Here is a 22,626-nt window from a genome sequence, read left to right as displayed (position 1 = left end):
CGTATGCGGAAGATACTCGTCGTCGGAGCCGGCCAGTCCGGTCTCCAGCTCGCCCTCGGCCTCCAGTCGCACGGGTACGAGGTCACCCTGATGTCCAACCGGACCGCGGACGAGATCCGCGCCGGACGGGTCATGTCGACGCAGTGCATGTTCCACACGGCACTCCAGCACGAGCGCGACCTCCAGCTGAACTTCTGGGAGTCCCAGGCCCCGAAGATCGAGGGACTCGGCGTCTCGGTGGCGGCCCCCGGCTCCTTCGACCCGGGCCCCTCGCAGCGCGCGATCGACTGGCTGGGCCGGCTCGACGGGTTCGCGCAGTCGGTGGACCAGCGGGTGAAGATGGCCGGCTGGATGGAGACCTTCGCCCAGCGCGGCGGCCAGCTCGTCATCCACGGCGCGGCGGTCGGCGACCTCGACTACTTCTCCCGCACGTACGACCTGGTCCTCGTCTCGGCGGGCAAGGGCGAGCTCGTGCAGATGTTCGCCCGCGACCCGGAGCGCTCCCCGTACAGCGAGCCGCAGCGCGCCCTCGCCGTCGCCTACGTCCACGGCCTCGGCCCGCGTCCGGAGCACCCGGACACGGAGGCGGTCCGCTGCAACCTGGTCCCCGGCGTCGGCGAGATGTTCGTCATGCCGACCCTCACCACCTCGGGCCGCGCCGACATCCTGTTCTGGGAGGGCATACCCGGCGGCCCGCTGGACGCCTTCAAGGACGTCAAGGACCCCTCGGAACACCTCTCCCTGACCCTGGAACTCATGGAGCGGTTCCTCCCCTGGGAGTACGCGCGGGCCACCAAGGCCGAACTGACCGACGCCGGCGGCACCCTCGCCGGCCGCTACGCCCCCACCGTCCGCAACCCCATCGGCCGGCTGCCCTCCGGCGGACTCGTCCTCGGGGTCGCCGACGTGGTCGTCGCCAACGACCCGATCACCGGCCAGGGCTCCAACTCCGCCTCCAAGTGCGCCGCCTCCTACCTCGCCTCGATCCTGGAGCACGGCGACAAGGAGTTCGACGAGGCCTGGATGCAGCAGACCTTCGACCGCTACTGGGACGTGGCCCAGCACGTCACCAAGTGGACGAACGCCATGCTCGCCCCGCCGCCGGAGCACATCCTGAACCTCCTCGGCGCCGCCGGACAGCTCCAGCCCGTCGCGGACCGCTTCGCCAACGGCTTCGACGACCCGGCCGACTTCGAGAACTTCTTCTACGACCCGAAGAAGGCCGAGGGATACCTGATGGAGGTCTCGGGCGCGGCCGGCGCGTAACCCCCGTCGGGCCCCTCCGTCGCCCCGTCGGGGAGCTCCGGCGGCACGTACCGCCGTACGGGCTCCCCGTCCGGGTCGGGGCGTACGGCGCCCAGCACCGGGTTGGCCGCGATCGGGGAGACCTTGATCCGCGCGCCGGGGCGGGGTGCCTGCACCACCATGCCGTCGCCGAGGTAGAGGGCGACGTGCGTGGCCTCCGGGAAGTACACGACGAGGTCACCCGGCCGCAGCTCGTCCAGCGGCACCCGCTCCAGCCGCGCCCACTGCTCCTGGCTGGTCCGGGGGACCGGCGTCCCGGCGGCGGCCCACGCCTCGGAGGTCAGCCCCGAGCAGTCGTACGCGGCGGGCCCCTCCGCACCCCACGCGTACGGCTTCCCGAGCTGCTCCACGGCGTACCGCACGGCCCGTTCGCCCGCCGCCGAGGGAGGAGTGCCGCCGCTGCCCAGCGCGCCGGAGGCCACCAGCTCCTCCTGCGCCTCTGCCGTGTTGCCCCGCTCCAGCTCGGCCAGGGCGGCGAGCTGCTCGGCGGTGAGCGAGGCGAGGAGTTCCTCGACCGCGCGGAGCCGTTCGCGGACCTCGTCCCGCTGCTTCCCGCGCCGCTCGGTGAGGGCGAGCCGGGCGCCGAGGGCCTTGCGCGCCCGGCGGGCCAGCGCCTCGGCCTCCCGCTCGTCGCCGGTCAGCCGGCCCACCGTCTCCGCCCGCTCCCGCGCCAGCCGCCCGATCACGTGCCCCTGCTCGAGCGCGCGCTGCGGATCACGTGCCAGCAGCAGCCGTACGTAGGGGGAGAGGCCGGTGACGCTCTGGTACTGCTGGCGGGCCAGCCGTCCGGCCGCGCCCCGGCTGTCGTGCAGGGAGAGCCGGGTGCGGGCGAGGGCGCGCTCCAGCCGCGCGGTCTCGGCACGCTGCCTCCTCAGCCGTTCCTCGGTGGCGTTGTAGGTCTCGGTGGCCTTCTCGGCCTCCCGGTACAGGGTCTGAAGCTCCGTCAGCAGCTCGGCGACGGAACGGCCGTCGGAGCCGGCGTCGCCGCCGCCCGGTTCCGGGACGGCCGCCGCGGGCACGGGCGCGAGGACGGCCCCGGCCGCCAGTACCGCCGTACACACCAGACGCAGCAGCTTTCCTGACACTCCATCACCTCCGGCGCGGGGCGGCTCGTCCGCTCCGCACCGCGAGCATCGGGCGGGTGTCCGCGGTCCGCTCGCCGAGTGTGCGCGGTTCGGCGCAACCCGGTCACCCGTCGGCGTCGTCCGGCTTGCCCTCCGGCGTGGCGTCCGGACCGTGCGCGGGCCTCGACCACGGCCACTTCCGGCCGTCGCCGGCCCGCCCCGTGGGGTCGTACAGGTACTTCCAGCCCCGCGTCAGCCCGGTCCGCGCGCTCCGCGCCCGGGGCGCCCGCCGGTAGACCAGCACGGTGGGCGGGCCGCCGTCCGGGGCCGGGACGGGGATGCGGTACGTCTTCGGCGGGTGCCCGGTGATGCCCAGCAGCACGGGCAGCACGCGCCCGTCCATGGGTCCGCCCTCGAAGGGGGTGTCTTCGCTCTTCACGCCCCCAGTGTCGGCGACGCGCGGGCCGTCAGAGGTCCGCGGCCAGCTCCCGCACCAGTGCGTCGGCCTGCGCGTCGCGCCGCGCGGTCACCGTCAGCACCGCCACGAACTGCTCCACGAGCCAGTCCCGCAGTTCGTCCAGGGGCGGCTGTTTGTCCTCGTCGAGCCAGATCAGCGAGGCCGCCTCCACGGCGGTGATCCACATCCGGACGGTCATCCGGAGCCGGCGTCCGGGCTCCGTGACCCCGAGGTGGCTGAGGACGTGCTCGGCGGCGGCCCGCCGTACGCCGTCCACGATGGCGGTCGTACGGGAGGTCTCCACGACGCTCCCGCCCTGGAGCAGCGCGCTGAACCCGGTGTCGTGCCGGTCGACGAAGGCGAGGTAGCGGTCGAGGGCGCGGGACAGCCGGGACAGCAGCGGGCCCTCGTGCGGTTCGTCGAAGCAGTGCCCCAGCTCGTCGGCGGCGGAGCGGAGGGCGGCCTCGTAGAGCTGCTGCTTGCCGCCCGGGAAGTACCGGTACACCAGGGGGCGTGACACGCCGGCCGCCTCCGCCACGTCGTCCAGGGAGACGTCCTCCGGGGCGCGGTGGGCGAAGAGGGAGAGCGCGGCCTCGAGCAACTGGCTGCGGCGCTCCTCGACACTGAGCCGCCGGTAGGCGGGGGTGGGGGCCTGCGAGGTCATGCCCGCAGGGTATCCGCCCGCCCGTCTGGGCGAGCGGTCCCGACGACTGCTGCGGCTCCCGTCCGGCTCCGCGCGGTACGCCGATGCCGTCGAGGCTGTGCTCGATGTGCGGCTGCGCCGCGTGGCAGTGAGCCGTTCGGGGGGGGCGGGTGCGGGCGCCCGTCTACGCGAGCAGCCCCGACGACCGCCACAGCTTCCGTCCGACTCCGCGCAGCACACCGATGTCGTCCAGGAAGTCCGTGAGCCGCTTCGAGCCCTGCTGCATCACCTCCCGGCGGTGGGCGCTCGCCCTGACCTGGGCGACGGCCGCGCGCCGGTCCAGGCCGACGTTCGTGTACACCTCGGGGTTCACGAAGGCCACGGAGAACACCCGGGCGAACTCCCCGGAGGTGACCCGGGTGAACTCCTGCGACCACTTCGGCGCGGTCACCATCTGGCGCCGCAGCTCCTCACGGGCGTACCGCACGTGCCGGGCCTCCTCGATCACATGGATGCGCGTGACGCCCCGGATCAACGGCTGGACCCGCTCGTCCGGGAAGGTCAGCCGCTGCATCCAGTCCAGGACCTCCTCGCCGAGCAGGGTCGCGGTGAAGGAGCCGGGGGTGGTGGAGATCGTCTTGAAGAGCCGGCCGAGGTTCTGGTGGACGCGGCTCACCGGGTACCAGGGCGTGCCGCCGCGCGCGATCAGCCGGGCGAACATCTTGGAGTGCCGGCACTCGTCCTCGATCTCGGTGAGGGCGTAGCGCACGTGCGCGCTGGTGGCGGACTTGTCGTAGATGTGCCGGACCAGGAGCTGCATCAGGATCAGCTCGAACCAGATGCCGAGCGAGGCCAGCGCCGCCGCCTCGTGCCCCGAGAGCAGGAGGCGCTGCTCCTCGCTCATCCGCTTCCACATCGGGGTGCCGTACAGCGACACCAGCTCCGGCGGCCAGAACCACTTGCCCTCCTCGAAGGGCGCCTCCCAGTCCAGCTCCCTGTCCGGGTCGAAGGAGTGCTTCGCGGAGGACTCGAGCAGTCTCAGGGCCACCTGCTCCCGGTCCTTGAGCGTCCCGAGCGCGTCCCGCAGACCATCGATCGCGTCGGCTTCGGACAAGGTCGTCATGACGGTTCCACCTCGGGGCGTCTCGGGTTACCGGAGGGTCACCCCCTTATGAGACTGCCTGTCAGCAAGGTCGTCAATCCCTCGGGCGGGACTTGTCGTCGATGAATCCCGTCCGTCCTGTCTCGCTGGATACACTGGCCACGCCGAGCGGACTTCCGTGCACAGGAGCGACCATGAGAGCCACACGTGACTTCGGGCTGGACGACGATCACGAGTGGCCTCGTCCGCCGGAGGGCGGCTGGGTGGCGGACGACCTGGACGAGCTCCCCAACCTGCCCCGGCGTACGGAGCTGCTCGACGGGAGCCTCGTCTTCGCGAGTCCGCAGACCCGATTCCACGCACGCACGGTCAGCCTGTTGGATCGCGCCCTCTACGAGCAGGCGCCGGAGGAATGCGTCGTCTACTGCTCATTCACGGTGACCCTCGACAGGCGGAACCGTCCGGAGCCCGACGTCCTGGTGGCCCGTGCCGGTGCCGACGAAGGGCCGAAAGGGACAAGGCTCCTGCCCCAGGACGTCTTCCTGGCCGTCGAGGTCGTCTCCGAGGACTCGGAGGAACGGGACCGTGAGGTCAAACCCCGGAAGTACGCGAAGGCGGGGATTCCGCACTACTGGCGCGTGGAGGCGAACGAGGGGCTTCCTGTGGTCCACGTCTACGAACGCGACCCCGCGACTCAGGCCTACGGGCCGGTCGGCATCTTCCGCGACCGCCTCGAGCTCACCGTGCCGTTCCCTGTCGACATCGACCTCACGGCCGTCGACCGCCGTCGTTCCTAGGCCGAGCAGCCCAGCCCCTCCGGTACCTCGCCCGTCACCGGTGCCGACGATTCCGGCGGGAACGACGTCCGCAGGGTGAAGGCGTGCGGGGTCGGGCCGTTGGTGCGGAGGTGGAGGAGGCGGGATTCGGCCTCCGCGACCGTCGGGCGGTGGCCCGCCGGGACCCACCACAGCGCGACCATCGCCTCCTCGACGCGCTCGAACCACTCCCGCCGCCGCGCCAGCATCTCCCGGTGGCGGCCCTGGTACATGAACGCCGTCAACGCGTCGGTGTCCCGCCACACGGACAGGTTGAGGATCAGCCAGGAGTCGCCGAAGGCGGCGATGTCCGTCGCGTCACCCCCCTCGCCCTTCAGACGCCAGACGAAGCCGCCTGCGGCCTCCGCGTCGGCGTTCACCGGGTCGAGACCGTCGACGAAGTCCTTCAACTGAGGGGAGTCCAGCGGAGCCTTGAGGCGGGCGATGTTCACCTGGGCGAGTTCGTACGCGGTATCGGTCATGTACCGGACGTTAGGTAGGGAACGTGTCGCTCCGGCACCCCCGTCTCACCAAGTGGGCTGTTTGACCTACGAGTTCAGCACCGCCTCCATCACCGCCCGCGCGATCGGCGCCGCCGTCCCGCCGCCGCTGATCTCCCGCCGGTTCGCCGCCGCGTCCTCGACCACGACCGCGACCGCCACCTTCGCCTCCATGTCCGCACCGCCCCGCGCCCAGGAGATGAACCAGGCGTACGGCGTCCCGGAGTTGCCCAGCCCGTGCTGGGCGGTGCCGGTCTTGCCGCCCACGATCGCACCGGGGATCGCGGCCTTCGTGCCGGTGCCGTCCTCCACCACGCCCCGCATCAGCTCCCGCAGCCGCGTCGCCGTCGCCGGGTACATGGCCCGCCGTACCGGACGGGAACCCGCCGTCGACACCGTGCTGCCGCCCGCCCGCGTGGTCCGCTCCACCAGGTACGGCTCCCGCACCTGCCCGCCGCCCGCCACGGCCGCCGCGACCATCGCCATCTGCAGCGGGGTCGCCCGGGTGTTGTACTGCCCGATCGACGACAGCGCGAGCTGCGCCCGGTCCACCGTGGTGTCGAAGGTGCTGCGCGCCACCCGGAACGGGATCCGTACGTCCGGGTCGTTGAAGCCGAAGGCCTCGGCCGTCGCCCTCATCCTCTCCACCCCGGTGGTCACCCCCAGCTTGGCGAACACCGTGTTGCAGGACCAGACGAACGCCTCCCGCACCGAGGCGTCCTCGCACCCCTCGGACCCGTTGGTCAGCCGGGTCCTCGTCCCCGGCAGGGTGTACGGGTCGGGGGAGTCCGTCGGCCTGTCCAGGTTCCCCACCACCCCGGCGTCCAGCGCCGCCGCCGCGGTGACCACCTTGAACGTCGAACCCGGCGGATACGTCCGCCGCACCGCCCGGTTCAGCATCGGCCGGTCCGGATCGGCGTTCAGCCGCTCCCAGGCGTCCCGCGCCGCCGCGCCGTTCCCGGACAGCAGCGCGGGGTCGTACGACGGGACCGACACCAGTGCCAGGATCCTTCCGGTCGACGGCTCCACCGCCGCCACCGCGCCCTTCCGCGACCGCAGCCCCTCGTACGCCGCCCGCTGCGCCGCCGGATCGATCGTCGTCACGACGTGACCGCCCGCGTTGCGGCTGCGCGTGAACTCGTTCCACAGCGGCAGCGGCGCGAGCACCGGGGCGGCCCCGGACAGCAGCCCGTCCTCCGTGTGCTCCAGCAGCGTCGTGCCGTACTCCTGCGAGGCGAAGCCGGTCACCGGGGCGTACAGCGGCCCGTCGCGGTACGTCCGTTCGTAGCGCAGGTGCTCCCCGGTGTCCCGCGAACCGGTGACCGGCCGCCCGTCGACCAGGATGTCGCCGCGCGGCTGCCGGTAGCGGGCGATGGTGTCCCGGCGGTTGGCCGGGTTGGTCTCGTAGTCCTCGGCGTGCAGGACCTGCACACGGGTGGCGTTCACCAGCAGCGCCACCAGCAGCAGGGCGCAGAACAGCGCGGCGTGCCGGATGTGCCGGGTCACCGGGGCGCACCCCCGCCGCCCTGCCGCCGCGCGGAGTCGCTCAGCCGGACCAGCAGCGCCACGATCGCCCAGTTGGTCACCACCGACGAGCCGCCCTGCGCCAGGAACGGCATCGCCATCCCGGTCAGCGGGATCAGCCCGGTCACCCCGCCCGCGATCACGAACACCTGGAGCGCCACGAGCGAGGCGAGGCCCACCGCGAGCAGCCGCCCGAAGGGGTCGCGCAGGGCCAGCCCCGCCCGGTAGCCGCGCTCCACCAGCAGCCCGTAGAGCAGGAAGATCGCGGACAGCCCGGCCAGGCCCAGTTCCTCACCGGCCGTCGCCAGGATGAAGTCGGACTTGACCGCGAAGCCGATGAGCACCGAGTGCCCGAGCCCGAGCCCGGTGCCGAGCGTCCCGCCCTCCGCGAAGGCGAACAGGGACTGGGCGATCTGGTTCGGGCCCTCGCCCGCCTCGATGGAGCCGAACGGGTGCAGCCAGGTCTCGATCCTGTGGTGCACGTGCGGCTCCAGCCGGCCCACGGCCACCGCCCCCAGCGAGGCCAGCAGCAGCCCCACCGCGATCCAGCCCGTGCGGCCGGTGGCGACGTACAGCAGGACCACGAACAGGCCGAAGAACAGCAGCGAGGTGCCGAGGTCCCGCTCCAGCACCAGCACGCCCACGCTGACCAGCCAGACGGCGAGGATCGGGCCGAGCACCCGCCCGGTGGGCAGCCGCAGCCGCAGCCACCGGACGCGGCGGCCGGCGTAGGTGAGGGCGCCCCGGTTCGCGGCGAGGTACGCGGCGAAGAAGACCGCCAGCAGCACCTTCGCGAACTCGCCGGGCTGGATGGAGAATCCGGCGACCCGGATCCAGATCCGCGCCCCGTTCACGGCGGGGAAGAGGATCGGGACCGTCAGCAGGACCAGCGCGACGGTGACGCAGACGTAGGTGTAGTCCTGGAGCACCCGGTGGTCGCGCAGCACCAGGACGACCACGATGAACAGCGCCACGCCCAGCGTCGACCAGACGAGCTGGGTCGGGGCCGCCGGATCGCCCGGCGTCTCCAGGTCGAGCCGGTAGATCAACACCAGGCCGAGACCGTTGAGCAGCACTCCGATGGGGAGCAGCACCGGGTCGGCGCACGGAGCGCGCCAGCGCACCGCCAGATGGGCGACCAGCGCGAGCACGCCGAGCCCGGCGCCGTAACCGGCGGCGCCGGGCGGGACGGTGCCGTTCCTGGCGAGGCCGACGGCACAGTAGCCGTACACCGACAGCAGGACGGCCAGGACGATCAGGGCGAGTTCGACGCCGCGGCGCCCGGTGAGGCGGACGGCGGGCGCGGGCGGATCCGCCGTCACCAGGGTGATACCGGCCTTGCTCATGTCCGGAACTTACCCAAATAGGGCGCCTTGCGTGCTTCGCTCATCAGCACCAGCGTGGCGCGGGACCGAGGTTGTCGATGTGGGCGGCCGGGCCCCACGCCCAGGTGCCGTCCGTGAGGAGGTACCAGAGGGGGTTGCCGTTCACCTTGTCGCCCGGGACCTTGCAGAAGATCGAGACGACGTCACCCTTGTGGGCGTACCGGATGATCTGCGAACCCCGGTTCGGGGCGCTGCGCAGGGCCAGGGAGTCGACCGTGACGACACCCTTGTACTGGCCCTGGTCGTCCCGGTTGCCCTGGTCGCCGAAGTTTCCTTGGTCGCCCTGGTGGCCGCCGCCCTGGTTGCCCAGGCCGTTGCCGCCGCCCTGGTTGCCCAGGCCGTTGCCACCGCCCTGCTGGTTGCCGTTGCCGTTGTTGCCGTTGCCGCCCTGCTGGTTGCCGTTGTTGTCGCCACCGCCTTGCTGGTTGCCGTTACCGTTACCGCCTTGCTGGTAACCGCCACCGCCCTGCTGGTTGCCGTTGTTGTTGCCGTTGCCGTTGCCGCCTTGCTGGTGGCCGCCCTGCTGGTTGCCGCCACCGCCCTGCTGGTTGCCGTTGCCGCCACCGCCACCGCCCTGCTGGTGGCCGCCGTCTTGCTGGTTGCCGTTGCCGTTGTTGCCGTTACCGCCCTGCTGGTTGCCGTTGTTGTTGCCGTTGCCGTTGCCGCCCTGCTGGTTCCAGTTCCACTGGCCGCCGCCCTGGTTCGGGTCGTCGGCGGCGACGGCGGGGGCGACGGCGGCCGCGACCACGAGGGCCCCGGCGGCGACAGCTATGGGCAGGCGGCGGGTGAGCGGGGGACGCAGGGACATGGGATACCTCCACATGCGGGAAAACGGGTCGAAGGTGACTTATCGCCACATTAGGAGCGGCCCTCCGTGCCCGCCCGCCCTGCTGCGCCATCGGGGACGGCACCACCCGCTCCGCCTACTCCTCCGGCTCCTCCGGCAGCCGTGCCGTGGGCAGCCCGGTACGGAGGTAGTCGACGAACAGGTCGTTGTGCAGGGCCCAGGACGAGCGGCGGGAGCGGATCAGCCGGATCGCCGCCTCGGCGGTCCTGCCCCGCCGTACCAGCGCGTGCGCGACCACCAGGCCCGAGCGGTTGTACCCGTGGTAACAGCGCACGAGGACCGTACGGCCGCCGTCCAGTGCCTCGCACGCCGCCTCGGCCAGCCGGATCACGCCCGCGAGCTGCGCCCCGTCCAGCGGCCCGTCGGGGATCGGCCACACCTGGTGCTCGACCCCGGGATCCGGCCCGTACCCGGGCAGCCGCAGCAGCGTCTGCACAAGATCGAACCGCCGGTCCACCACGGCGGACTCCAGTCGCCCGGAAAGGCCCCGGAACTCGTGCCCGCCCATCCACAGGCCGGGCACGACCTCGTTCCACGGACTGCCCGGAGCCGGTACGTCGGGTTGCCTCCCGCGGGTACGCAACGACGCCTCACCGCCCAACTCTTCTCCAAGGTAACCGCCTTCTTGCCCCCGGAGCACCCGCCTGTTCCCATGGATGTGGGGTGATGATGCATGGACGGACTGCGCGTCATACCGACCTGGTGGCACGGCCGGGAAAGGCTGTACGTCCGCCTCCCGGACGGCCGGAACCTCGCCTGGTGCGACCGCGAGACGGCCAGGGTCGACCTGCTCGACGAGGATCACGAGGAGGACGTGCTCACCGCGCTCGGTCCCTTCCTCACCGGCCCGGTCTCGGTCGGCCCGCCCCCGGTCCCCACCCCCGCCGAGCTGGCACGCCTGTCCCTGCACCCCGACGACGACCTCGCGCCGAACCGCCCCGGCGAGGCCCTGCTGATCGACCTCGACCGCGATCCCGGCCCGGCCCGCCGCCTCCGCCCCGACCCGCGCCGCAGGGCGCTCGCCGCGGAGCGGACGGTGGGCGAGGCCCTGGACCGCATGGACGGCGCCGGCTGGCACACCCTGCACTCGATCCCGCTCCCCGGCGGCGACCGCATCCACCACCTGCTGATCGGCCCCGGCGGCCTGTACGCCGTCCACGCCCTGTACGCCCACCGGCAGCGGGTGACGGTCGCCGACCCCCGGATCGCCCTGGGCCGCCACGAACCGCGCCCTGTGCTGCACCGGGTCCGGGCCGACGCCGACCGCGCCTCCCACGCCCTGACGGCCGAGGTCCGCCCGGTACTCGTCCTGGTCGGCGCGTCGGCCGTGACGGTCCCGGCCCCGCCCCGCGAGGTGCGCGTCCTGACGGACGCCGACGTGGAGACCCTGGCCCGCACGGGCGGAGTCCTGAAACCGGCCGACACGGAGGCCCTGCACGCGCTGGCCCGGGACCGGAACACCTGGTCCCGGCTGTGACCGACCGCCCCCGCCGCCCTCCCGGCGAAGAACGCCATAAGATGAGAATCTCGTGCAAAGTGTGACAAACATCCGACCGTGATCGGCGAACGGCCGGACCGGAAAGGTGCTGCACATGAGATCCATCTGGAACGGCGTGATCTCGTTCGGCCTGGTCAGGATCCCGATCAAGCTCGTGAACGCCACCGAGAGCCACGCGGTCCCCTTCCGCGAGATCCACACGGAGGACGGCGGCCGGATCCGCCACCGCAAGTTCTGCGAGCTGGAGGACCGCGAGGTCACCCCCCAGGAGATCAGCAGGGGCTACGAGGAGGCGGACGGCACGATCATCCCGATCACCGACGAGGACCTGGCCCACCTGCCGATTCCCACCGCCAGGACGATCGAGATCGTCACCTTCGTCCCCGAGGACAGCATCGACCCGCTCCAGATGAGCGCCGCGTACTACCTGGCGGCGGGCAGGGCGCCGGCCGCCCGGCCGTACACACTCCTGCGGGAGGCCCTGAAGCGCGGCAACAGGGTGGCCATCGCGAAGTTCGCGCTGCGGGGCAGGGAGCGACTGGGCATGCTCCGGGTGGTCGGCGAGGCGATCGCCCTGCACGGTCTGCTCTGGCCGGACGAGGTCCGCGTCCCCGAGGGGATCGCCCCCGCCGCGGACGTCACCCTCCACGACAAGGAGCTCAACCTCGCGGACGACCTGGTGGACGCCCTCAGCGAGGTCGGCCTGGAGGACCTGCGCGACGAGTACCGCGAGGCGGTGGAGCAGGTCGTCGCCGCCAAGATCTCCGGCGAGGCCCTGCCCGAGGTGCCCGAACCGGAGCGCGGCGTCGAGGTCCTGGACCTGACGACGGCCCTGGAGCGGAGCGTCCGCGCGCTCCGCGGTGAGCCGGACGAAGCCGGGACCGGGCGGTTGCCGCGACGCGGGACGTCCCGCTCGTCCCCCAAGGAGACCGGCGGCAGGAAGTCCACGTCGACGGCGGAGAAGAAGACGCCGTCCCCGGCGCGCAAGCCGACGTCGAGGACGAGCCGGACCGAGCAGAGGACGACGGCGAAGAGCACGGCCAAGAGCACGGCGAGGAACACGGCCAAGGACACGGCCGGGAAGGCACCCGCGGAGAAGGCCCCGGCGAAGGCGAGGAAGACGGCGGCGTCCCGCAAGCGTTCGGCCTGACCCGCCGCGGGGACCGCCCGCACGCCGCGCTCGCGGCACCGGCGTGCGGGCCCCCGCCCCCGCCTGCTCCCGTACGCCGTGCCGCTCATCGAACAGCCCCTGCCACGACTCGCCCGCACCGACGCCCGGCAGGGTGACGGCGCCGCGCCCGGTGGCGACGGCCCGCCGCGCCCCCGCCGCCCGCACGGGGCGCGGTTCGTGCCGTACGACGTGTCCCTCCCGGTAGGCCCCGGCGATCCGCGTGCGGCCCCTATGAGTCACCCAGCCACAGGCCGCGCGTGCAAAACGTCATGAACCTCCCGACAGCCCCCATAGCTCCCCCGCCAGTTCCTCCGCGTACCCCGTCGGGGACGGATCGTTCGGCAACTGCGCGGGCACGGTGGTGTTCCTCTTCGCGCCCGGCCGGTCGGCGAACAGTGCCACGGCCAGGGTGAGCCGGGAGTCGTACCCGACGGACCAGACGGTGCGCCGGGTGATCCCACCCCCCGCCCCGGCGGTGAGGAACGTGCCGTTCCCCGTCTCCTCGCCGGGCCGGGCGGCGGGGAGGACGGGAGCGGCCTGCCCGTCGAAGCCCTGCCGCGCCCGGGCCGTCACCGCGAACGCGCCCTTCCCGTCCAGCACCCGCCGGGTCTCCGGGCGCGCGGTGTGCACGGTCCGCCCCCCACGGGTGATCCGGGCCACCGTGCGGGGCTTCGCGTACACCCCGTCCGCCGCCACGGCCGCGTACGCCGAGGCCAGCCGCAGCGGCGTCGGCGCCGTGGACCCGTGCAGCCCGCGCAGCGGACCGCCGAGCCGTACGCCGCCGAACGGATCGAGCACCGAGCCCGCCTCCACCGCCCCGCTCACCGCGTCGTTGAACGGCTGCCGGGCGTAGTCCGCCCCGCCGTACAGCACCCGCACCGCCCCGTCACCCGGTTCGATCCCCACCACCGCCGTGTGCACCCGGACGCCGCCGTCGCCGGAGCCCTCCGCCCGCTCCTTCACCGACTCGGCGGTGGCGTCCTGCAACGCCAGGTCGAAGGTGGTGTGCACGGTGTAACCGCCGCGCGCGAGCTGGTCCCCGGTGATCCCGAGCCGGTCGGCGGCCTCCCGCGCGGCCACGTCGATCAGGTACTGCCGCTGTCCCTCCGTCCCACCCGGCGGATAGAACCGGAACGCCGGGAAACGGGCGGCCGCCCGCTGCGCGCCCGTGATGTCGCCGGCCGTCTCCATCGCGTCGAGCACCCACTCCCACCGGTCCCGGAGCCGCGCCGTCACCTTCGGGTCGGAGCCCGCCTTCTCGTAGTACGAAGGGATGTTGACGATCGACGCCAGCGCCGCGCCCTGGGAGACGGTGAGGTCCTCCGGCGCCACGTCGAAGTAGTTCCGGGCGGCGGCCCGGACACCGGCGGCGCCCCGGCCGAAGTACACGGTGTTGAGATAGCCCTCCAGGATCTCGTCCTTGTCGCGCGTACGGTCGAGCTTGACGGCGATCAACGCCTCGCGCGCCTTGCGCGTCAGCGACCGCTCCGGGGTGAGCAGCGCGTTCTTCACGTACTGCTGCGTGATCGTGGAACCGCCCTGCGGGGCGCCGCCGGACACCGTGGCCCACACCGCGCGGGCGACGGCGCGCGGCGACACCCCGGTGTCCGTACGGAACGAACGGTTCTCCGCGGCGATCACCGCGTCCTGGACGTGCCGGGGCACCTGGGACAGCGGCACCTCCTGCCGGTCGACCGGACCGCGCCGGCCCAGGTAGGAGCCGCCGGCGTCGACGAAGACCGTGCTCTGCACGACGGTCTCGGGATGCGGCTCGGGGATGACGGTCAGCCTGTACGCGACCACGACCCCGCCGCAGGCGAGGACGACGAGCGTGAGGCAGGTGACGAGCAGCCGCCGCAGCAGGCGTCCGCGGTTGCGGCGGAGACGGGTGCGGAAGGGCACGCGGGGACGGTCCGGGTCCCTGCGCGGGAGCCGGCCGGCGATCGGGGGCAGCCTCATGAGCGCCACGCCCCGACGGACACCGGCCGCGCCACCGGGGGACCGAGGTCCGACCGCATCAGGACGTCACCGGACGCGTCGTACACGGTGACGGTCCGGGCACCGCCGGCCGCGGCGTCCTCCGGCGGCGTCCTCGCGTACCACACCCCCCACCCCGGACTGCCCGCCAATGTCAGGACGTTCGCGGTGACCGTCCTGCCGCCGGCGCGGATCTCGACGCGGGCGGGATCGGCGCCCAGCCCGTGGTAGACGCCGGACCGGAAGTACGTCCCGTCGTCCAGCCTCTCGCCCTGCACGGAGACGCCCTGCACGGAGACGCCTCGGACGGAGCCGCCTTGGACGGAGCCGCCCGCCACGGCGCGGCCGGGGTTTCCGTCGCTCGCCGGGCGGAACCGGTTGCGTGCCCGCGGGGACGACCAGTGCTGCCCGTCCGGCGTCAGCCAGACCTCCACACCGGGAGCGGCGGCCACCCGCTCACCGGGGGCGACGACCCGCACCGGCCCGGGTTCGAAGCGGTCGGGCACCTCCGGGGCCCCGTCGGCGCCGCCGTCCCCGAGGGGACCGGCGGCGAGGACGGCCGGCGGGGCGAGCAGCAGGGCGCACCCGGCGGCGACCGCCCCCGCCCGCCGCCGGCGGCGCAGCGCGCCGTCCCGCAGGATGCCGTCGAGCGGAACGGCCGGCGGCACGAAACCGGCGAGCACCGCGGCGAACCCCGCCCGCCGTTCCTCGGCCGGGACACGCTTCCCCTCGCGCCGCAGCACCGCGCGCACGGCCCCCACCGAACACCCCAGCACCTGCGCGATCTCGGCCTCGCCCAGCCCCTCCCAGTACCGCAGCACCAGCACCACCCGGCGCCGGCCGCCCGCACGGCGTGCCCGTCCGCGCAGATGCGCCCGGACCAGGGACCGCCGTACGTGGAAGTCGACGTCGTCGCGCGGGATCCGCCGCCACCGCGCGCACACCCGCACCAGCGTGCGCCGCGCCAACTCCCCGGCGTCCCGCGCGTCCTCGGTGAGCAGCCGCGCGGTGACGACCAGCCGCGGCCAGCGGTCGTGCGCGTACCCGGCGAAGTCACCGTCCCCGGCCCGCACTCGGGGCGGGCGCGCCGGGCGGAGAGGGGAGTACGCCACGTCCGTGACGGCGGGCCGATGGATCCCGGCACCCGTGTTCAACGTCTTCCTCCAGGGTTGTGCTTCGATGTGCGCGACCTGCGGAACCTGTACGCATGGCGGGGGCGGCCGGGTTGCACGGGAAATCCGAGACACCGGTGGAGGGCATGACCGAGGAAGAGTTCGACGCTTTCTACGCGGCCGCGTTCCCCCGTCTGACCGGGCAGTTGTACGCCTTCACCGGGGACCTCGGCGAGGCCCAGGACGTGGTCCAGGAGGCGTTCGTACGGGCTTGGGACCGGCGTCGGAAGCTGCTCGCCGACGAGGCGCCCGAGGCATGGGTACGCACCGTCGCCATGCGCCTCGCGGTGAGCCGCTGGCGCCGTGCGAGACGCTGGCTGGAACTGGTGCGGCGCACCCCCCCGCAGGAGACCACCCCCGGACCGGGCCCCGACCGCACCGCCCTGGTCACCGCGCTGCGCCAACTGCCGGAGCAACAGCGCATGGCCATCGTCCTGCACCACCTGTGCGACCTCAGCGTCGAACAGGTAGCCTCCGAAACAGGCGCACCCGTGGGCACGGTCAAGGCCAGGCTGTCCCGCGGACGGGCGGCACTGGCCAGACACCTGGCGGTGGACGAGGCCGAGGAGCCGGCCTGGAGGGAGAGCGGCCGTGTCGGATGAACTCGCCGGTGCCTTGCGCGAGTTGGCCGCACAGCACGAGACCCCGCCGCGCGTCGGCGCCGCGGAGGTCCGCGACCGCGCCCGGCGCCGCTCCCGCCGCCGCAGGGCGAGTGCCGTGCTCGGCACGGCGGCCGCGGCGGCCTGCGCGCTGACGGCCGTCGCGTTCACCCTGCACACCGGGGACCCCGGCCGGGACGGCCGGACCCCGGCGGCGGCACCCGGGGCGCCCACCCCGAGCGCGGCGACCCCGGCTCCCACCCCCGTCGGCGTCGGCGTCCTGGACCTGGGCCGTCACACCCTCACGTTCGGCGGGCGCGTCCTGCGCGTCGAATCGCACTCCTTCCCCCGGTTCCCGTCCGGCAGTCGCATGACGGTGGTCGCCAAGGACGACGTCAGGACGCTGCGGCTCGAGAACGGCATCAAGTCCGGCACCGAGATCAAGGTCCCGTACCTGGTGGAACTGCGCACCTCCGGCCGGCAACCGGTCTACGCGGGCGCCCCCGCCTTCGACATCAAGGAACTCGCCGCGCTCTCCGCCGGGACGGGCTGGCTGGGCATGAGCGCCACGGACGCGAAGTGGTTCTACGCCCGGGTGCGGGAGGGCGACCGCGTCGAGATCACGTCGACGGTCACCCCGGACGCGGGGGCGACGGCCACCGCCCCGGCACGGGCGGAGACGGCGGCCGGTGCCCCGGGAACCACGGACCGCACCGGGACGCCCGGCACGGACGACTGACCTCCGGTCGGCCGCCACCACGCCCGGGGCGCCGTACGGGAGGACGCCCCGGACGGGCTTCCGTACCGGACAGGACGTTCCCGGCGTCAGACCTTGATGACGGTGGCGCGTGTTCCGCAGAACGCGGTGATGTCCTCCGGGTCCGAGGTGAGCACGGTGACGGGCCCGGGAGCGGCCAGGGCGGTCGCGCTGAGCATCGCGTCGATGGCGTACTTGTGACCGTGCAGTCCGGTGTCGGCCAGCAGGGCGGCGGCGTGGCGGGCGATCGCCTCGGTGACGGGTTCGACGACGAGGCGGGAAAGGGTCCATTCCAGAGCGGGGCGGTTGATGCGGGGGTGAACGACCTCCACGAGCGTGGCCGTGGACGTGATCACCCGCAGGTCGTCGGCACGGGCGAGGGCGAGCCAGGCGGTGACCGCGCGGTCGCGGAGGACGGCCTTGGCGAGCCCCTCGCTGTCCAGCACCAGCGTGCCGCCCGGGACGGCGGGGGAGCGGCTCACGCGGCGTTCGCTCCACCCGGCGTCTGCTGCTGCCGGGCCTGGTGGAGCTGGTCGCGCAGGGCCAGGATCTCGTCCTCGGTGACGGGCCCGTGCTCGGCCTCGGCGACGGCGATGAGTTCGTTGAGATTGTCGCGTTCGATCTGACGGGCGACCGCGGCGGCGACATAGGCGGACAGCCCCGACGGGCCACTGCGGGCCTTGGCCGCTTCGGCGATGTCACGCGGCATGGTGATCGAATACTTGCCGGTAGGCTCACTCATGCCACTCATCCTACCTTTTATCCTCCCCGCTGGGCCGGTATGCCGGACGGACCGGCCCTTCACCCCCCACAGGAAGCCCGCCGAGGCCTGCCGGCTGGCGAAGGGCTCACCGGCCGTCGGAAACCCCCGTTCCACCAGGGCGGCCATACCACCGCCCTCCCCCTTGACCGCCCCCGACGTCAGCCCCCGGATGAACGACCGCTGCAGCGCCGGGAAGGCCCCCACCAGCAGCACCTCGATGCCCCCTGAGCCACCATGCACGGCACCATGTTCCGTATGGCCGACAACCGGATCGTGAACACCCACCAGTCCGAGGCGTGGAACGGCTACGAAGGCCGGCACTGGGCCGACCACCAGTCGCGCTACGACGCCCTCAACGACTCCACCAACGCCCCGCTCCTGTCCGCCGCCCGCCTCCGGGACACGGACGGCGTCCTGGACATCGGCTGCGGCAACGGACACCTGACCCGGCTGGCCGCCCGCACCGCGCATCACGCCGTGGGCGTCGACCTGTCGGCCCCCATGCTGGAACGGGCCCGCGCGAGCACCGCCGCGGACCACCTCACCAACGTCACTTACCTCCGGGCCGACGCCCAGGTGCACCCGTTCGAGCCCGCGTCCTTCGACGTCGCCCTGAGCCGCTTCGGCATCATGTTCTTCGCCGACCCGGTCGCCGCGTTCACGAACATCGGACGCGCCCTGCGCCCGGGCGGACGGCTGGCCTTCGTCTGCCCGCAGTCCATCGACCGCATGGACCAGTCGGTGATCTTCGCGGCGATGGCCGAGCACGTCTCCCTGCCCGACTTCTCCGAGAGGACGGAGACGGGCCCCGCCGCCTTCGCCGACCCGGCACGCACCCGGCACGTCCTGAGCGAGTCCGCCTACGACGCGATCACCGTCACCCCGCTCGAAGTACCGCAGATGTGGGGCACGGACGCGGCCGACGCCGCCGCCTTCCTCTTCGGCTGGGGCCCCGTGCGCCACTGGCTGCGCGACGCCACCCCCGAGGCCACCGCCAGGGCCCGCCAGGCCGCCACCGCCGCCTTCCGCCCCTACGAGACGAAGAACGGCGTACGCCTCACAGCCCACCACTGGCTGGTGACAGCGACCTGGCCGGGACGCGCGTGAGGCGGTACGAAGGGAAGGGGCCCCGGCCGGTCCCGCCGACCGGTGGCCATCGGCGAGCGTCTCTCGGGCAACAGCCCGTAGAGGAGGCGTGATCGTGCTTTCACCGGCTGCGTCCTGGCGCAGCCGCCGTGGGCCCTTCCGCCGCTGCGGCTACTTCACGTTGCCCACGAAGATCGCCGCCTCCGATTCGAAGTCGGGTGAGACTTCGACCTGGAGGTACTTCTCCTTCTTCGGGATCTCGCAACCCCAGGTGATGGACAGCGAACGTCCCGCGAGGATGCGTGTGTCGGGAAGCCCGTCGAGCCCTTCGTCGAAGACGGCTTCGCTCTCCCTGCCGTCATCGCCGTAGGCGCAGTTGACGGTCATCCCGGTCGCGTCGACGGTTTCGGTGGAACCATTGACGACCTTGATCGTGAACTTGGCGTAGGGAGTGTTCTCGGGAGAGGCGTACTCGCTGGAGACACTGCGGGAGAACTTCGACAGGCTGACTTCGACGTCGTTCTCGTAGGTCACCGTGTCGGTGAGGCTGTACGAGTCGCTGCTGCTCTCCTCGTCGGCCGGTTCCGACTCGGCGTCCGCGGCGGTGTCCGCGCCCTCGACGGTCTCCGTCTCGGTGACGGTGACGGTCGGTGCGGGCTTGGCCTCATCGCTGTTCGTCACGCCGGCCGTGACGGTGGCCGCGATGACGGCGGCGACCACGGCAGCGGCGGAAGCGATGATGATCGTGTGCGTCTTCGTGTTCTTCGGCGGCGCCGGTGGAGCCGGCGGGAAGCCGGGCATGGGCGGCGGCGTGGCGTTGTAACTCATCGTCCCCCCAGGATGTGCGTGGTTGCGTTACGCATCATTCCTGGTGAAGGAGTGTTTGTGGAGAGTTCGTGTTGGAATTGTGTCCATTGCTCGTACGGGGGCGTGCGCTGGTCGTGACGCCGTAGGCGCTTTGTGACAGGCGGATGCCAGGGGGGCGACGGCGCTCGGGCGCCGGGTTCCTGACGCGGCACGCCAGGGAACGGCCGTACCGGAGGAAAGTGGCCGGTGACATCGTGTCCGCGCCGATCCGGACGACCGGAACACAGATCCTGCACCAGGACACCACAGTCCTATAGTGACCCGGGCAACGACACTGCCGTACGGGGGGATCGAACGCTGTGCGATCGGACGGACCACGACGAACAGGCGTGATCGCCCTGCTCTGTGCCGCCGCCGTACTGCTCCTCGGCGCGTGCGGAACGGAAACGGCCGGCGGGGGAGGAGGAACGCGGTCGTCGGCGGCGACCGAGCCGCTCCCCTGGACCACGGCGCAGCCCTCCGCGGTCACCGGAGCCCGCCTCGGTGACGACCGCCGCACCCTGTTCCTCGAGACACGGGTGCCCAGTGGTCCGCACCCCTGCGTGCGCGACCTCAAGGCAGTGCTCACCGACCCGATGACCGACCTCGCCCGGGTACAGGTCACCTTCACCTCACCGTCCGGGGACAGGTCCTCCGGATGCGCCGAGGAGCGCACGGCCACGGTAAAGGTCACCCTGCCCGAGCCACTGGGCGACCGGGACGTGATCGTCGACAACTACACGCGCTTCACCGCCGACGGCGCCGAGCCGCCCGCGCTGCGGCTGTGCGGAGAGCTGGGCTGTACGCCACCGGCCACCGGCTGCACCACCGCCTCCTACGAACAGGCGTTGATGGCCGTCGGCGCGCCCGACCACACCTACCGGAACTCGGAGAAGTGCGACGGGAAGTGGCTGGTGCTGGACTTCTCCTGGCGCACGGGACCGGCCTGCGGCGGTTCGGCGGACCCCGCCTGCTCGTCCCGGCTGGGCGACCGCTACTTCTTCCGCGCGGAGGAATCCGGCTGGGATCCGATCTTCCGCACCTCGGCCGGAGGCTGCCAGGACATCCAGCGCAGGGAGCCCGCCTTCCCGACCTCGCTCTGCGCGTCCCTGGAGCCGCTGTCCCCCTCACTGCACCCGAGCCATCCCCCGGCGACGACCACCCCGTGAGCCGCCCGGCCCCCGGACGTCACCGACACGCGTGACCGGACTCACCCGCCTTCCAGCGGACGAGCCCGGTCACCTCCGGCACCGCCGGGCCACCGTCACGAACGGCGGCCGGCCGCCTTGGGCCGTGCCACACCCGCGTCCGGGAACGATTCCGGACCGTCGTCCGGACCGAAGGACCAGTCGTCCCCGAAGTCCGGGGCGTGGAAGGGCTGTGTCGCCGGAGGCGGCGCTGCCGCGGAAGCGGGGCGAGGCGCCTTTTCCGGGGCGGAGAACTGCGAGGTCAGATCGATGAGGGAACTCCCATTCGTTACGGGTCCCGGTGGGACCCGGCGTGCCGTGACCGGGCACAGCGGTGCTACAGCTTGGTCATCTTGGAGTAAGGGCTCAGGATCCGCCGTTCCTCCGAGCCGAAGTTCACGACGGTGGCGATCCCCTCCTCGACACCGGTGACCCGGCCGAGGCCGTACATGTCGTGGGTGACCTGGTCGCCCACGGCGAACTCCTTGGGCGGCAGCGTGACCGGGGCCTTGAAGGGGCTCGTGGGCAAATGGCGCTTGGGTGCAGCAGACTTTGTCATTGCCCCCAGTATGCGCCCGCCGCCCCCGGCTTGCTGCGGTCCTGCGACGCCCGAATCGTCACACTCCCACAACGCCGTCGACCGGACGCCCTTCGCGATCAGGCGAGTGCGAGCGGCGCCGGGGGCGCTGACCTGCGGAAAGGCCCGCAGGAACACGAGGAACGGCCCCTTTCCGGCGCCATCACCCCGACCCGGGACGGGAGCGGACCGACGGGACACCGCGCACGGGCGGCACGAGGCGAACCTCGCAGCATCATTGGGAATCCGCCGGGACAGATACAGGGGCGCCTTTTGTTCACCTGGCACCGCGCCGGACGGGACACGCCGTGACCCGCCCTCTTCGGTCCGAGGCCCGCGCGCTGAAGAGTGCGCCCTTATTGCGTCGCGTCGCAGCTCTCGCAGCGGCTCACAGCCGTCCGCTCGGTGTTGCCCTGGGTGGCGCGGAGCGGGCTGGAGGGAGCGAGACGACGCCATGCTCCGGGTGAGGGGGTGAGCACCCAGCCGTAGCGGGGCGGCCGGATGTCGGCCGGGACGATGTGCGTGCAGCCCGGAAGGTGGGCCTTGCCGCTGGCGTGGATGATGATCGCGGCCGCCGGCCAGCCGTCCCATTCGCCGGTGGTAGGTGCGCCGCCGTGAGGTGCGCGCGGAGCGCAGTCGGCGCAGTTGTGCATTTCATGGCGTTCGCAGTACCGCATCGTCCTCACCCTGCCAGGTCTCGAGCTGTCGCTCGGTGCGCTCGAGCCACCTCCGGTACCAGTGCGCGAAGTCATGCCCGGTCGGCTCGATTCCCCGGTCCGCCGGTCTCAGATCCTCCCAGATGGCGCCCCGGTGCGGGCCCGTCATCACCAGCAGTGACGCGTAGCCGCACCCCTGTTCGCTGAGGAACACCGCCCCCGCCTCCTGCGCGTCGTACAACTCCTCGTAACGTGCGTCCCAGGCCGCGTGCGCGCGACCGAACTCCTCGTCGGTCGCGAAGGCGTCCGGCGTGGGCTCCTGTGTCTCGAGCGCGTCGAGCTCGCTTTGCAGTGCCTCGGCCACGAAGGGACGTCCGGCGAACTCGGCGGTGGTCGGCTGTGCGGGGAAGGCGAGCCCGACGCCGAGCCACCGCCACCCGTCGTCGCCCATGACCGGTGTCATCAGGCCGTAGTCGGGGCCGGCTCCCCCCGCTCCGACGTGAAGCAGGAAACTCCGGTATTGCGCCGGCAGACTGACGCCCAGATCTGCTTCCAGCGCTCGGATCTGCTCTTCGCCCATGACCGGACCGAGGCGAAAACCATGCCCCCGCGCCCCGAAGACCTTGCCTGCTCCGGGGTGTTCGACAAGCCGAAGCACCCGCTCCCGCACTCCCGCCCACATGTCTTCGCTCACG

At 72.6% G+C, this 22,626-nt stretch carries 25 protein-coding genes; 8 read left to right on the top strand and 17 right to left on the bottom strand.

The features are described 5' to 3' along the window. Positions 1 to 3 precede the first annotated feature (3 nt). Positions 4 to 1,266: a styrene monooxygenase/indole monooxygenase family protein gene (locus tag ACF1DX_RS04925; RefSeq protein WP_391789843.1), complete on the top strand. Its 1,263-nt coding sequence runs from the start codon at positions 4 to 6 to the stop codon at positions 1,264 to 1,266. Here ACF1DX_RS04925 and ACF1DX_RS04920 read toward each other — a convergent pair. From ACF1DX_RS04920 to ACF1DX_RS04905, 4 genes are all read right to left on the bottom strand, one after another. Then, positions 1,206 to 2,390: an NlpC/P60 family protein gene (locus tag ACF1DX_RS04920; protein WP_391789842.1), complete on the bottom strand. Its 1,185-nt coding sequence runs from the start codon at positions 2,388 to 2,390 to the stop codon at positions 1,206 to 1,208. The two genes, ACF1DX_RS04925 and ACF1DX_RS04920, sit on opposite strands and share 61 nt — an antisense overlap. Before the next feature lie 103 nt (positions 2,391 to 2,493). Beyond that, a complete protein-coding gene (locus ACF1DX_RS04915) occupies positions 2,494 to 2,808 on the bottom strand; it encodes a hypothetical protein (RefSeq protein ID WP_391789841.1) in 315 nt (104 codons plus the stop codon). A gap of 28 nt (positions 2,809 to 2,836) precedes the next feature. After that, complete coding sequence (locus tag ACF1DX_RS04910) at positions 2,837 to 3,490, bottom strand: TetR/AcrR family transcriptional regulator (RefSeq protein WP_391789840.1); 654 nt, start codon at positions 3,488 to 3,490, stop codon at positions 2,837 to 2,839. A 163-nt stretch (positions 3,491 to 3,653) separates the two neighbouring features. Continuing rightward, a complete protein-coding gene (locus ACF1DX_RS04905) occupies positions 3,654 to 4,592 on the bottom strand; it encodes a diiron oxygenase (protein ID WP_391789839.1) in 939 nt (312 codons plus the stop codon). A 173-nt stretch (positions 4,593 to 4,765) separates the two neighbouring features. Here ACF1DX_RS04905 and ACF1DX_RS04900 point away from each other — a divergent pair, with 173 nt between their 5' ends. Next, complete coding sequence (locus ACF1DX_RS04900; protein ID WP_391789838.1) at positions 4,766 to 5,368, top strand: Uma2 family endonuclease; 603 nt, start codon at positions 4,766 to 4,768, stop codon at positions 5,366 to 5,368. Here the strand turns inward: ACF1DX_RS04900 and ACF1DX_RS04895 are convergent. The 5 genes from ACF1DX_RS04895 to ACF1DX_RS04875 all read right to left on the bottom strand — a co-directional run bounded on the left by ACF1DX_RS04895 (position 5,365) and on the right by ACF1DX_RS04875 (position 10,225). Then, on the bottom strand, positions 5,365 to 5,868 hold the full coding sequence (locus ACF1DX_RS04895; protein ID WP_391789837.1) for a DUF3291 domain-containing protein: 504 nt from the start codon (positions 5,866 to 5,868) through the stop codon (positions 5,365 to 5,367). The two genes, ACF1DX_RS04900 and ACF1DX_RS04895, sit on opposite strands and share 4 nt — an antisense overlap. A 66-nt stretch (positions 5,869 to 5,934) precedes the next feature. Further along, positions 5,935 to 7,392, bottom strand: coding sequence for a penicillin-binding transpeptidase domain-containing protein (locus ACF1DX_RS04890; protein ID WP_391789836.1), 1,458 nt, complete (start codon positions 7,390 to 7,392; stop codon positions 5,935 to 5,937). Beyond that, complete coding sequence (locus tag ACF1DX_RS04885; RefSeq protein ID WP_391789835.1) at positions 7,389 to 8,756, bottom strand: FtsW/RodA/SpoVE family cell cycle protein; 1,368 nt, start codon at positions 8,754 to 8,756, stop codon at positions 7,389 to 7,391. The genes ACF1DX_RS04890 and ACF1DX_RS04885 overlap by 4 nt, the downstream gene beginning before the upstream one ends. A 43-nt stretch (positions 8,757 to 8,799) precedes the next feature. Further along, positions 8,800 to 9,603, bottom strand: coding sequence for an SH3 domain-containing protein (locus ACF1DX_RS04880; RefSeq protein WP_391789834.1), 804 nt, complete (start codon positions 9,601 to 9,603; stop codon positions 8,800 to 8,802). 115 nt (positions 9,604 to 9,718) lie between these two features. Then, positions 9,719 to 10,225, bottom strand: a complete 507-nt coding sequence (locus ACF1DX_RS04875; protein WP_391789833.1) for a protein phosphatase — start codon at positions 10,223 to 10,225, stop codon at positions 9,719 to 9,721. Positions 10,226 to 10,315: 90 nt separating this feature from the next. Here ACF1DX_RS04875 and ACF1DX_RS04870 point away from each other — a divergent pair, with 90 nt between their 5' ends. Together ACF1DX_RS04870 and ACF1DX_RS04865 are read left to right on the top strand one after the other, a co-directional pair. Beyond that, on the top strand, positions 10,316 to 11,119 hold the full coding sequence (locus tag ACF1DX_RS04870; protein ID WP_391789832.1) for a nuclease-related domain-containing protein: 804 nt from the start codon (positions 10,316 to 10,318) through the stop codon (positions 11,117 to 11,119). A gap of 106 nt (positions 11,120 to 11,225) precedes the next feature. Next, positions 11,226 to 12,290 (top strand): Ku protein, encoded by a 1,065-nt coding sequence (locus ACF1DX_RS04865; protein ID WP_391789831.1) that lies wholly within the window; start codon positions 11,226 to 11,228, stop codon positions 12,288 to 12,290. A 288-nt stretch (positions 12,291 to 12,578) separates the two neighbouring features. On the opposite strand, the gene ACF1DX_RS04860 is transcribed toward ACF1DX_RS04865, so the two are convergent. Together ACF1DX_RS04860 and ACF1DX_RS04855 are read right to left on the bottom strand one after the other, a co-directional pair. Then, positions 12,579 to 14,213 carry a transglycosylase domain-containing protein gene (locus ACF1DX_RS04860; protein ID WP_391789830.1) on the bottom strand — a complete coding sequence of 545 codons (1,635 nt, stop codon included), beginning with the start codon at positions 14,211 to 14,213 and terminating at the stop codon, positions 12,579 to 12,581. 53 nt (positions 14,214 to 14,266) lie between these two features. Next, positions 14,267 to 15,400 carry a sigma factor-like helix-turn-helix DNA-binding protein gene (locus ACF1DX_RS04855; RefSeq protein ID WP_391789829.1) on the bottom strand — a complete coding sequence of 378 codons (1,134 nt, stop codon included), beginning with the start codon at positions 15,398 to 15,400 and terminating at the stop codon, positions 14,267 to 14,269. 146 nt (positions 15,401 to 15,546) lie between these two features. Between ACF1DX_RS04855 and ACF1DX_RS04850 the strand changes: the two genes are divergently transcribed. Both ACF1DX_RS04850 and ACF1DX_RS04845 read left to right on the top strand, forming a co-directional pair. After that, complete coding sequence (locus ACF1DX_RS04850) at positions 15,547 to 16,062, top strand: SigE family RNA polymerase sigma factor (protein WP_391789828.1); 516 nt, start codon at positions 15,547 to 15,549, stop codon at positions 16,060 to 16,062. Continuing rightward, positions 16,052 to 16,798, top strand: coding sequence for a hypothetical protein (locus ACF1DX_RS04845; protein WP_391789827.1), 747 nt, complete (start codon positions 16,052 to 16,054; stop codon positions 16,796 to 16,798). Before ACF1DX_RS04850 ends, ACF1DX_RS04845 begins: the two co-directional genes overlap by 11 nt. A gap of 86 nt (positions 16,799 to 16,884) precedes the next feature. Here ACF1DX_RS04845 and ACF1DX_RS04840 read toward each other — a convergent pair whose 3' ends face one another. Both ACF1DX_RS04840 and ACF1DX_RS04835 read right to left on the bottom strand, forming a co-directional pair. Then, complete coding sequence (locus ACF1DX_RS04840; RefSeq protein ID WP_391789826.1) at positions 16,885 to 17,298, bottom strand: type II toxin-antitoxin system VapC family toxin; 414 nt, start codon at positions 17,296 to 17,298, stop codon at positions 16,885 to 16,887. After that, positions 17,295 to 17,558 carry a CopG family transcriptional regulator gene (locus tag ACF1DX_RS04835; RefSeq protein WP_073932456.1) on the bottom strand — a complete coding sequence of 88 codons (264 nt, stop codon included), beginning with the start codon at positions 17,556 to 17,558 and terminating at the stop codon, positions 17,295 to 17,297. The genes ACF1DX_RS04840 and ACF1DX_RS04835 overlap by 4 nt, the downstream gene beginning before the upstream one ends. A gap of 276 nt (positions 17,559 to 17,834) precedes the next feature. On the opposite strand from ACF1DX_RS04835, the gene ACF1DX_RS04830 reads away from it, so the two are divergent. Then, the gene (locus ACF1DX_RS04830; RefSeq protein ID WP_391789825.1) at positions 17,835 to 18,686 is read left to right on the top strand and encodes a class I SAM-dependent methyltransferase; all 852 of its coding nucleotides are present in this window, start codon (positions 17,835 to 17,837) and stop codon (positions 18,684 to 18,686) included. Between the two features lie 150 nt (positions 18,687 to 18,836). Here the strand turns inward: ACF1DX_RS04830 and ACF1DX_RS04825 are convergent, their stop codons facing one another. Beyond that, the gene (locus ACF1DX_RS04825) at positions 18,837 to 19,493 is read right to left on the bottom strand and encodes a hypothetical protein (protein WP_391789824.1); all 657 of its coding nucleotides are present in this window, start codon (positions 19,491 to 19,493) and stop codon (positions 18,837 to 18,839) included. A 368-nt stretch (positions 19,494 to 19,861) separates the two neighbouring features. On the opposite strand from ACF1DX_RS04825, the gene ACF1DX_RS04820 reads away from it, so the two are divergent. Then, positions 19,862 to 20,680, top strand: coding sequence for a hypothetical protein (locus tag ACF1DX_RS04820; protein ID WP_391789823.1), 819 nt, complete (start codon positions 19,862 to 19,864; stop codon positions 20,678 to 20,680). 355 nt (positions 20,681 to 21,035) lie between these two features. Here ACF1DX_RS04820 and ACF1DX_RS04815 read toward each other — a convergent pair whose 3' ends face one another. The 3 genes from ACF1DX_RS04815 to ACF1DX_RS04805 all read right to left on the bottom strand — a co-directional run bounded on the left by ACF1DX_RS04815 (position 21,036) and on the right by ACF1DX_RS04805 (position 22,625). Continuing rightward, a complete protein-coding gene (locus tag ACF1DX_RS04815) occupies positions 21,036 to 21,257 on the bottom strand; it encodes a hypothetical protein (RefSeq protein WP_391789822.1) in 222 nt (73 codons plus the stop codon). Positions 21,258 to 21,631: 374 nt separating this feature from the next. After that, positions 21,632 to 21,952 carry a hypothetical protein gene (locus ACF1DX_RS04810; protein WP_391789821.1) on the bottom strand — a complete coding sequence of 107 codons (321 nt, stop codon included), beginning with the start codon at positions 21,950 to 21,952 and terminating at the stop codon, positions 21,632 to 21,634. Next, a complete protein-coding gene (locus tag ACF1DX_RS04805; protein WP_391789820.1) occupies positions 21,930 to 22,625 on the bottom strand; it encodes an SMI1/KNR4 family protein in 696 nt (231 codons plus the stop codon). Before ACF1DX_RS04805 ends, ACF1DX_RS04810 begins: the two co-directional genes overlap by 23 nt. Position 22,626: the final 1 nt, after the last annotated feature.

The sequence above is a fragment of the Streptomyces sp. NPDC014676 genome (assembly GCF_043084105.1).
GTDB lineage: Bacteria > Actinomycetota > Actinomycetes > Streptomycetales > Streptomycetaceae > Streptomyces.
The sequence above is the reverse complement of the archived record's forward strand: the minus strand, read 5'-3'. Positions and strand labels throughout refer to the sequence as shown.

What these genes read in the sequence shown, in the direction of transcription:
- ACF1DX_RS04925 (WP_391789843.1), top strand. Translation starts at nt 4, where the DNA reads ATGCGGAAGATACTCGTCGTCGGAGCCGGCCAGTCCGGTCTCCAGCTC.
- ACF1DX_RS04910 (WP_391789840.1), bottom strand. Translation starts at nt 3,490, where the DNA reads ATGACCTCGCAGGCCCCCACCCCCGCCTACCGGCGGCTCAGTGTCGAG.
- ACF1DX_RS04905 (WP_391789839.1), bottom strand. Translation starts at nt 4,592, where the DNA reads ATGACGACCTTGTCCGAAGCCGACGCGATCGATGGTCTGCGGGACGCG.
- ACF1DX_RS04900 (WP_391789838.1), top strand. Translation starts at nt 4,766, where the DNA reads ATGAGAGCCACACGTGACTTCGGGCTGGACGACGATCACGAGTGGCCT.
- ACF1DX_RS04895 (WP_391789837.1), bottom strand. Translation starts at nt 5,868, where the DNA reads ATGACCGATACCGCGTACGAACTCGCCCAGGTGAACATCGCCCGCCTC.
- ACF1DX_RS04885 (WP_391789835.1), bottom strand. Translation starts at nt 8,756, where the DNA reads ATGAGCAAGGCCGGTATCACCCTGGTGACGGCGGATCCGCCCGCGCCC.
- ACF1DX_RS04880 (WP_391789834.1), bottom strand. Translation starts at nt 9,603, where the DNA reads ATGTCCCTGCGTCCCCCGCTCACCCGCCGCCTGCCCATAGCTGTCGCC.
- ACF1DX_RS04870 (WP_391789832.1), top strand. Translation starts at nt 10,316, where the DNA reads ATGGACGGACTGCGCGTCATACCGACCTGGTGGCACGGCCGGGAAAGG.
- ACF1DX_RS04850 (WP_391789828.1), top strand. Translation starts at nt 15,547, where the DNA reads ATGACCGAGGAAGAGTTCGACGCTTTCTACGCGGCCGCGTTCCCCCGT.
- ACF1DX_RS04835 (WP_073932456.1), bottom strand. Translation starts at nt 17,558, where the DNA reads ATGAGTGAGCCTACCGGCAAGTATTCGATCACCATGCCGCGTGACATC.
- ACF1DX_RS04830 (WP_391789825.1), top strand. Translation starts at nt 17,835, where the DNA reads ATGGCCGACAACCGGATCGTGAACACCCACCAGTCCGAGGCGTGGAAC.
- ACF1DX_RS04825 (WP_391789824.1), bottom strand. Translation starts at nt 19,493, where the DNA reads ATGAGTTACAACGCCACGCCGCCGCCCATGCCCGGCTTCCCGCCGGCT.
- ACF1DX_RS04815 (WP_391789822.1), bottom strand. Translation starts at nt 21,257, where the DNA reads ATGACAAAGTCTGCTGCACCCAAGCGCCATTTGCCCACGAGCCCCTTC.
- ACF1DX_RS04810 (WP_391789821.1), bottom strand. Translation starts at nt 21,952, where the DNA reads ATGCGGTACTGCGAACGCCATGAAATGCACAACTGCGCCGACTGCGCT.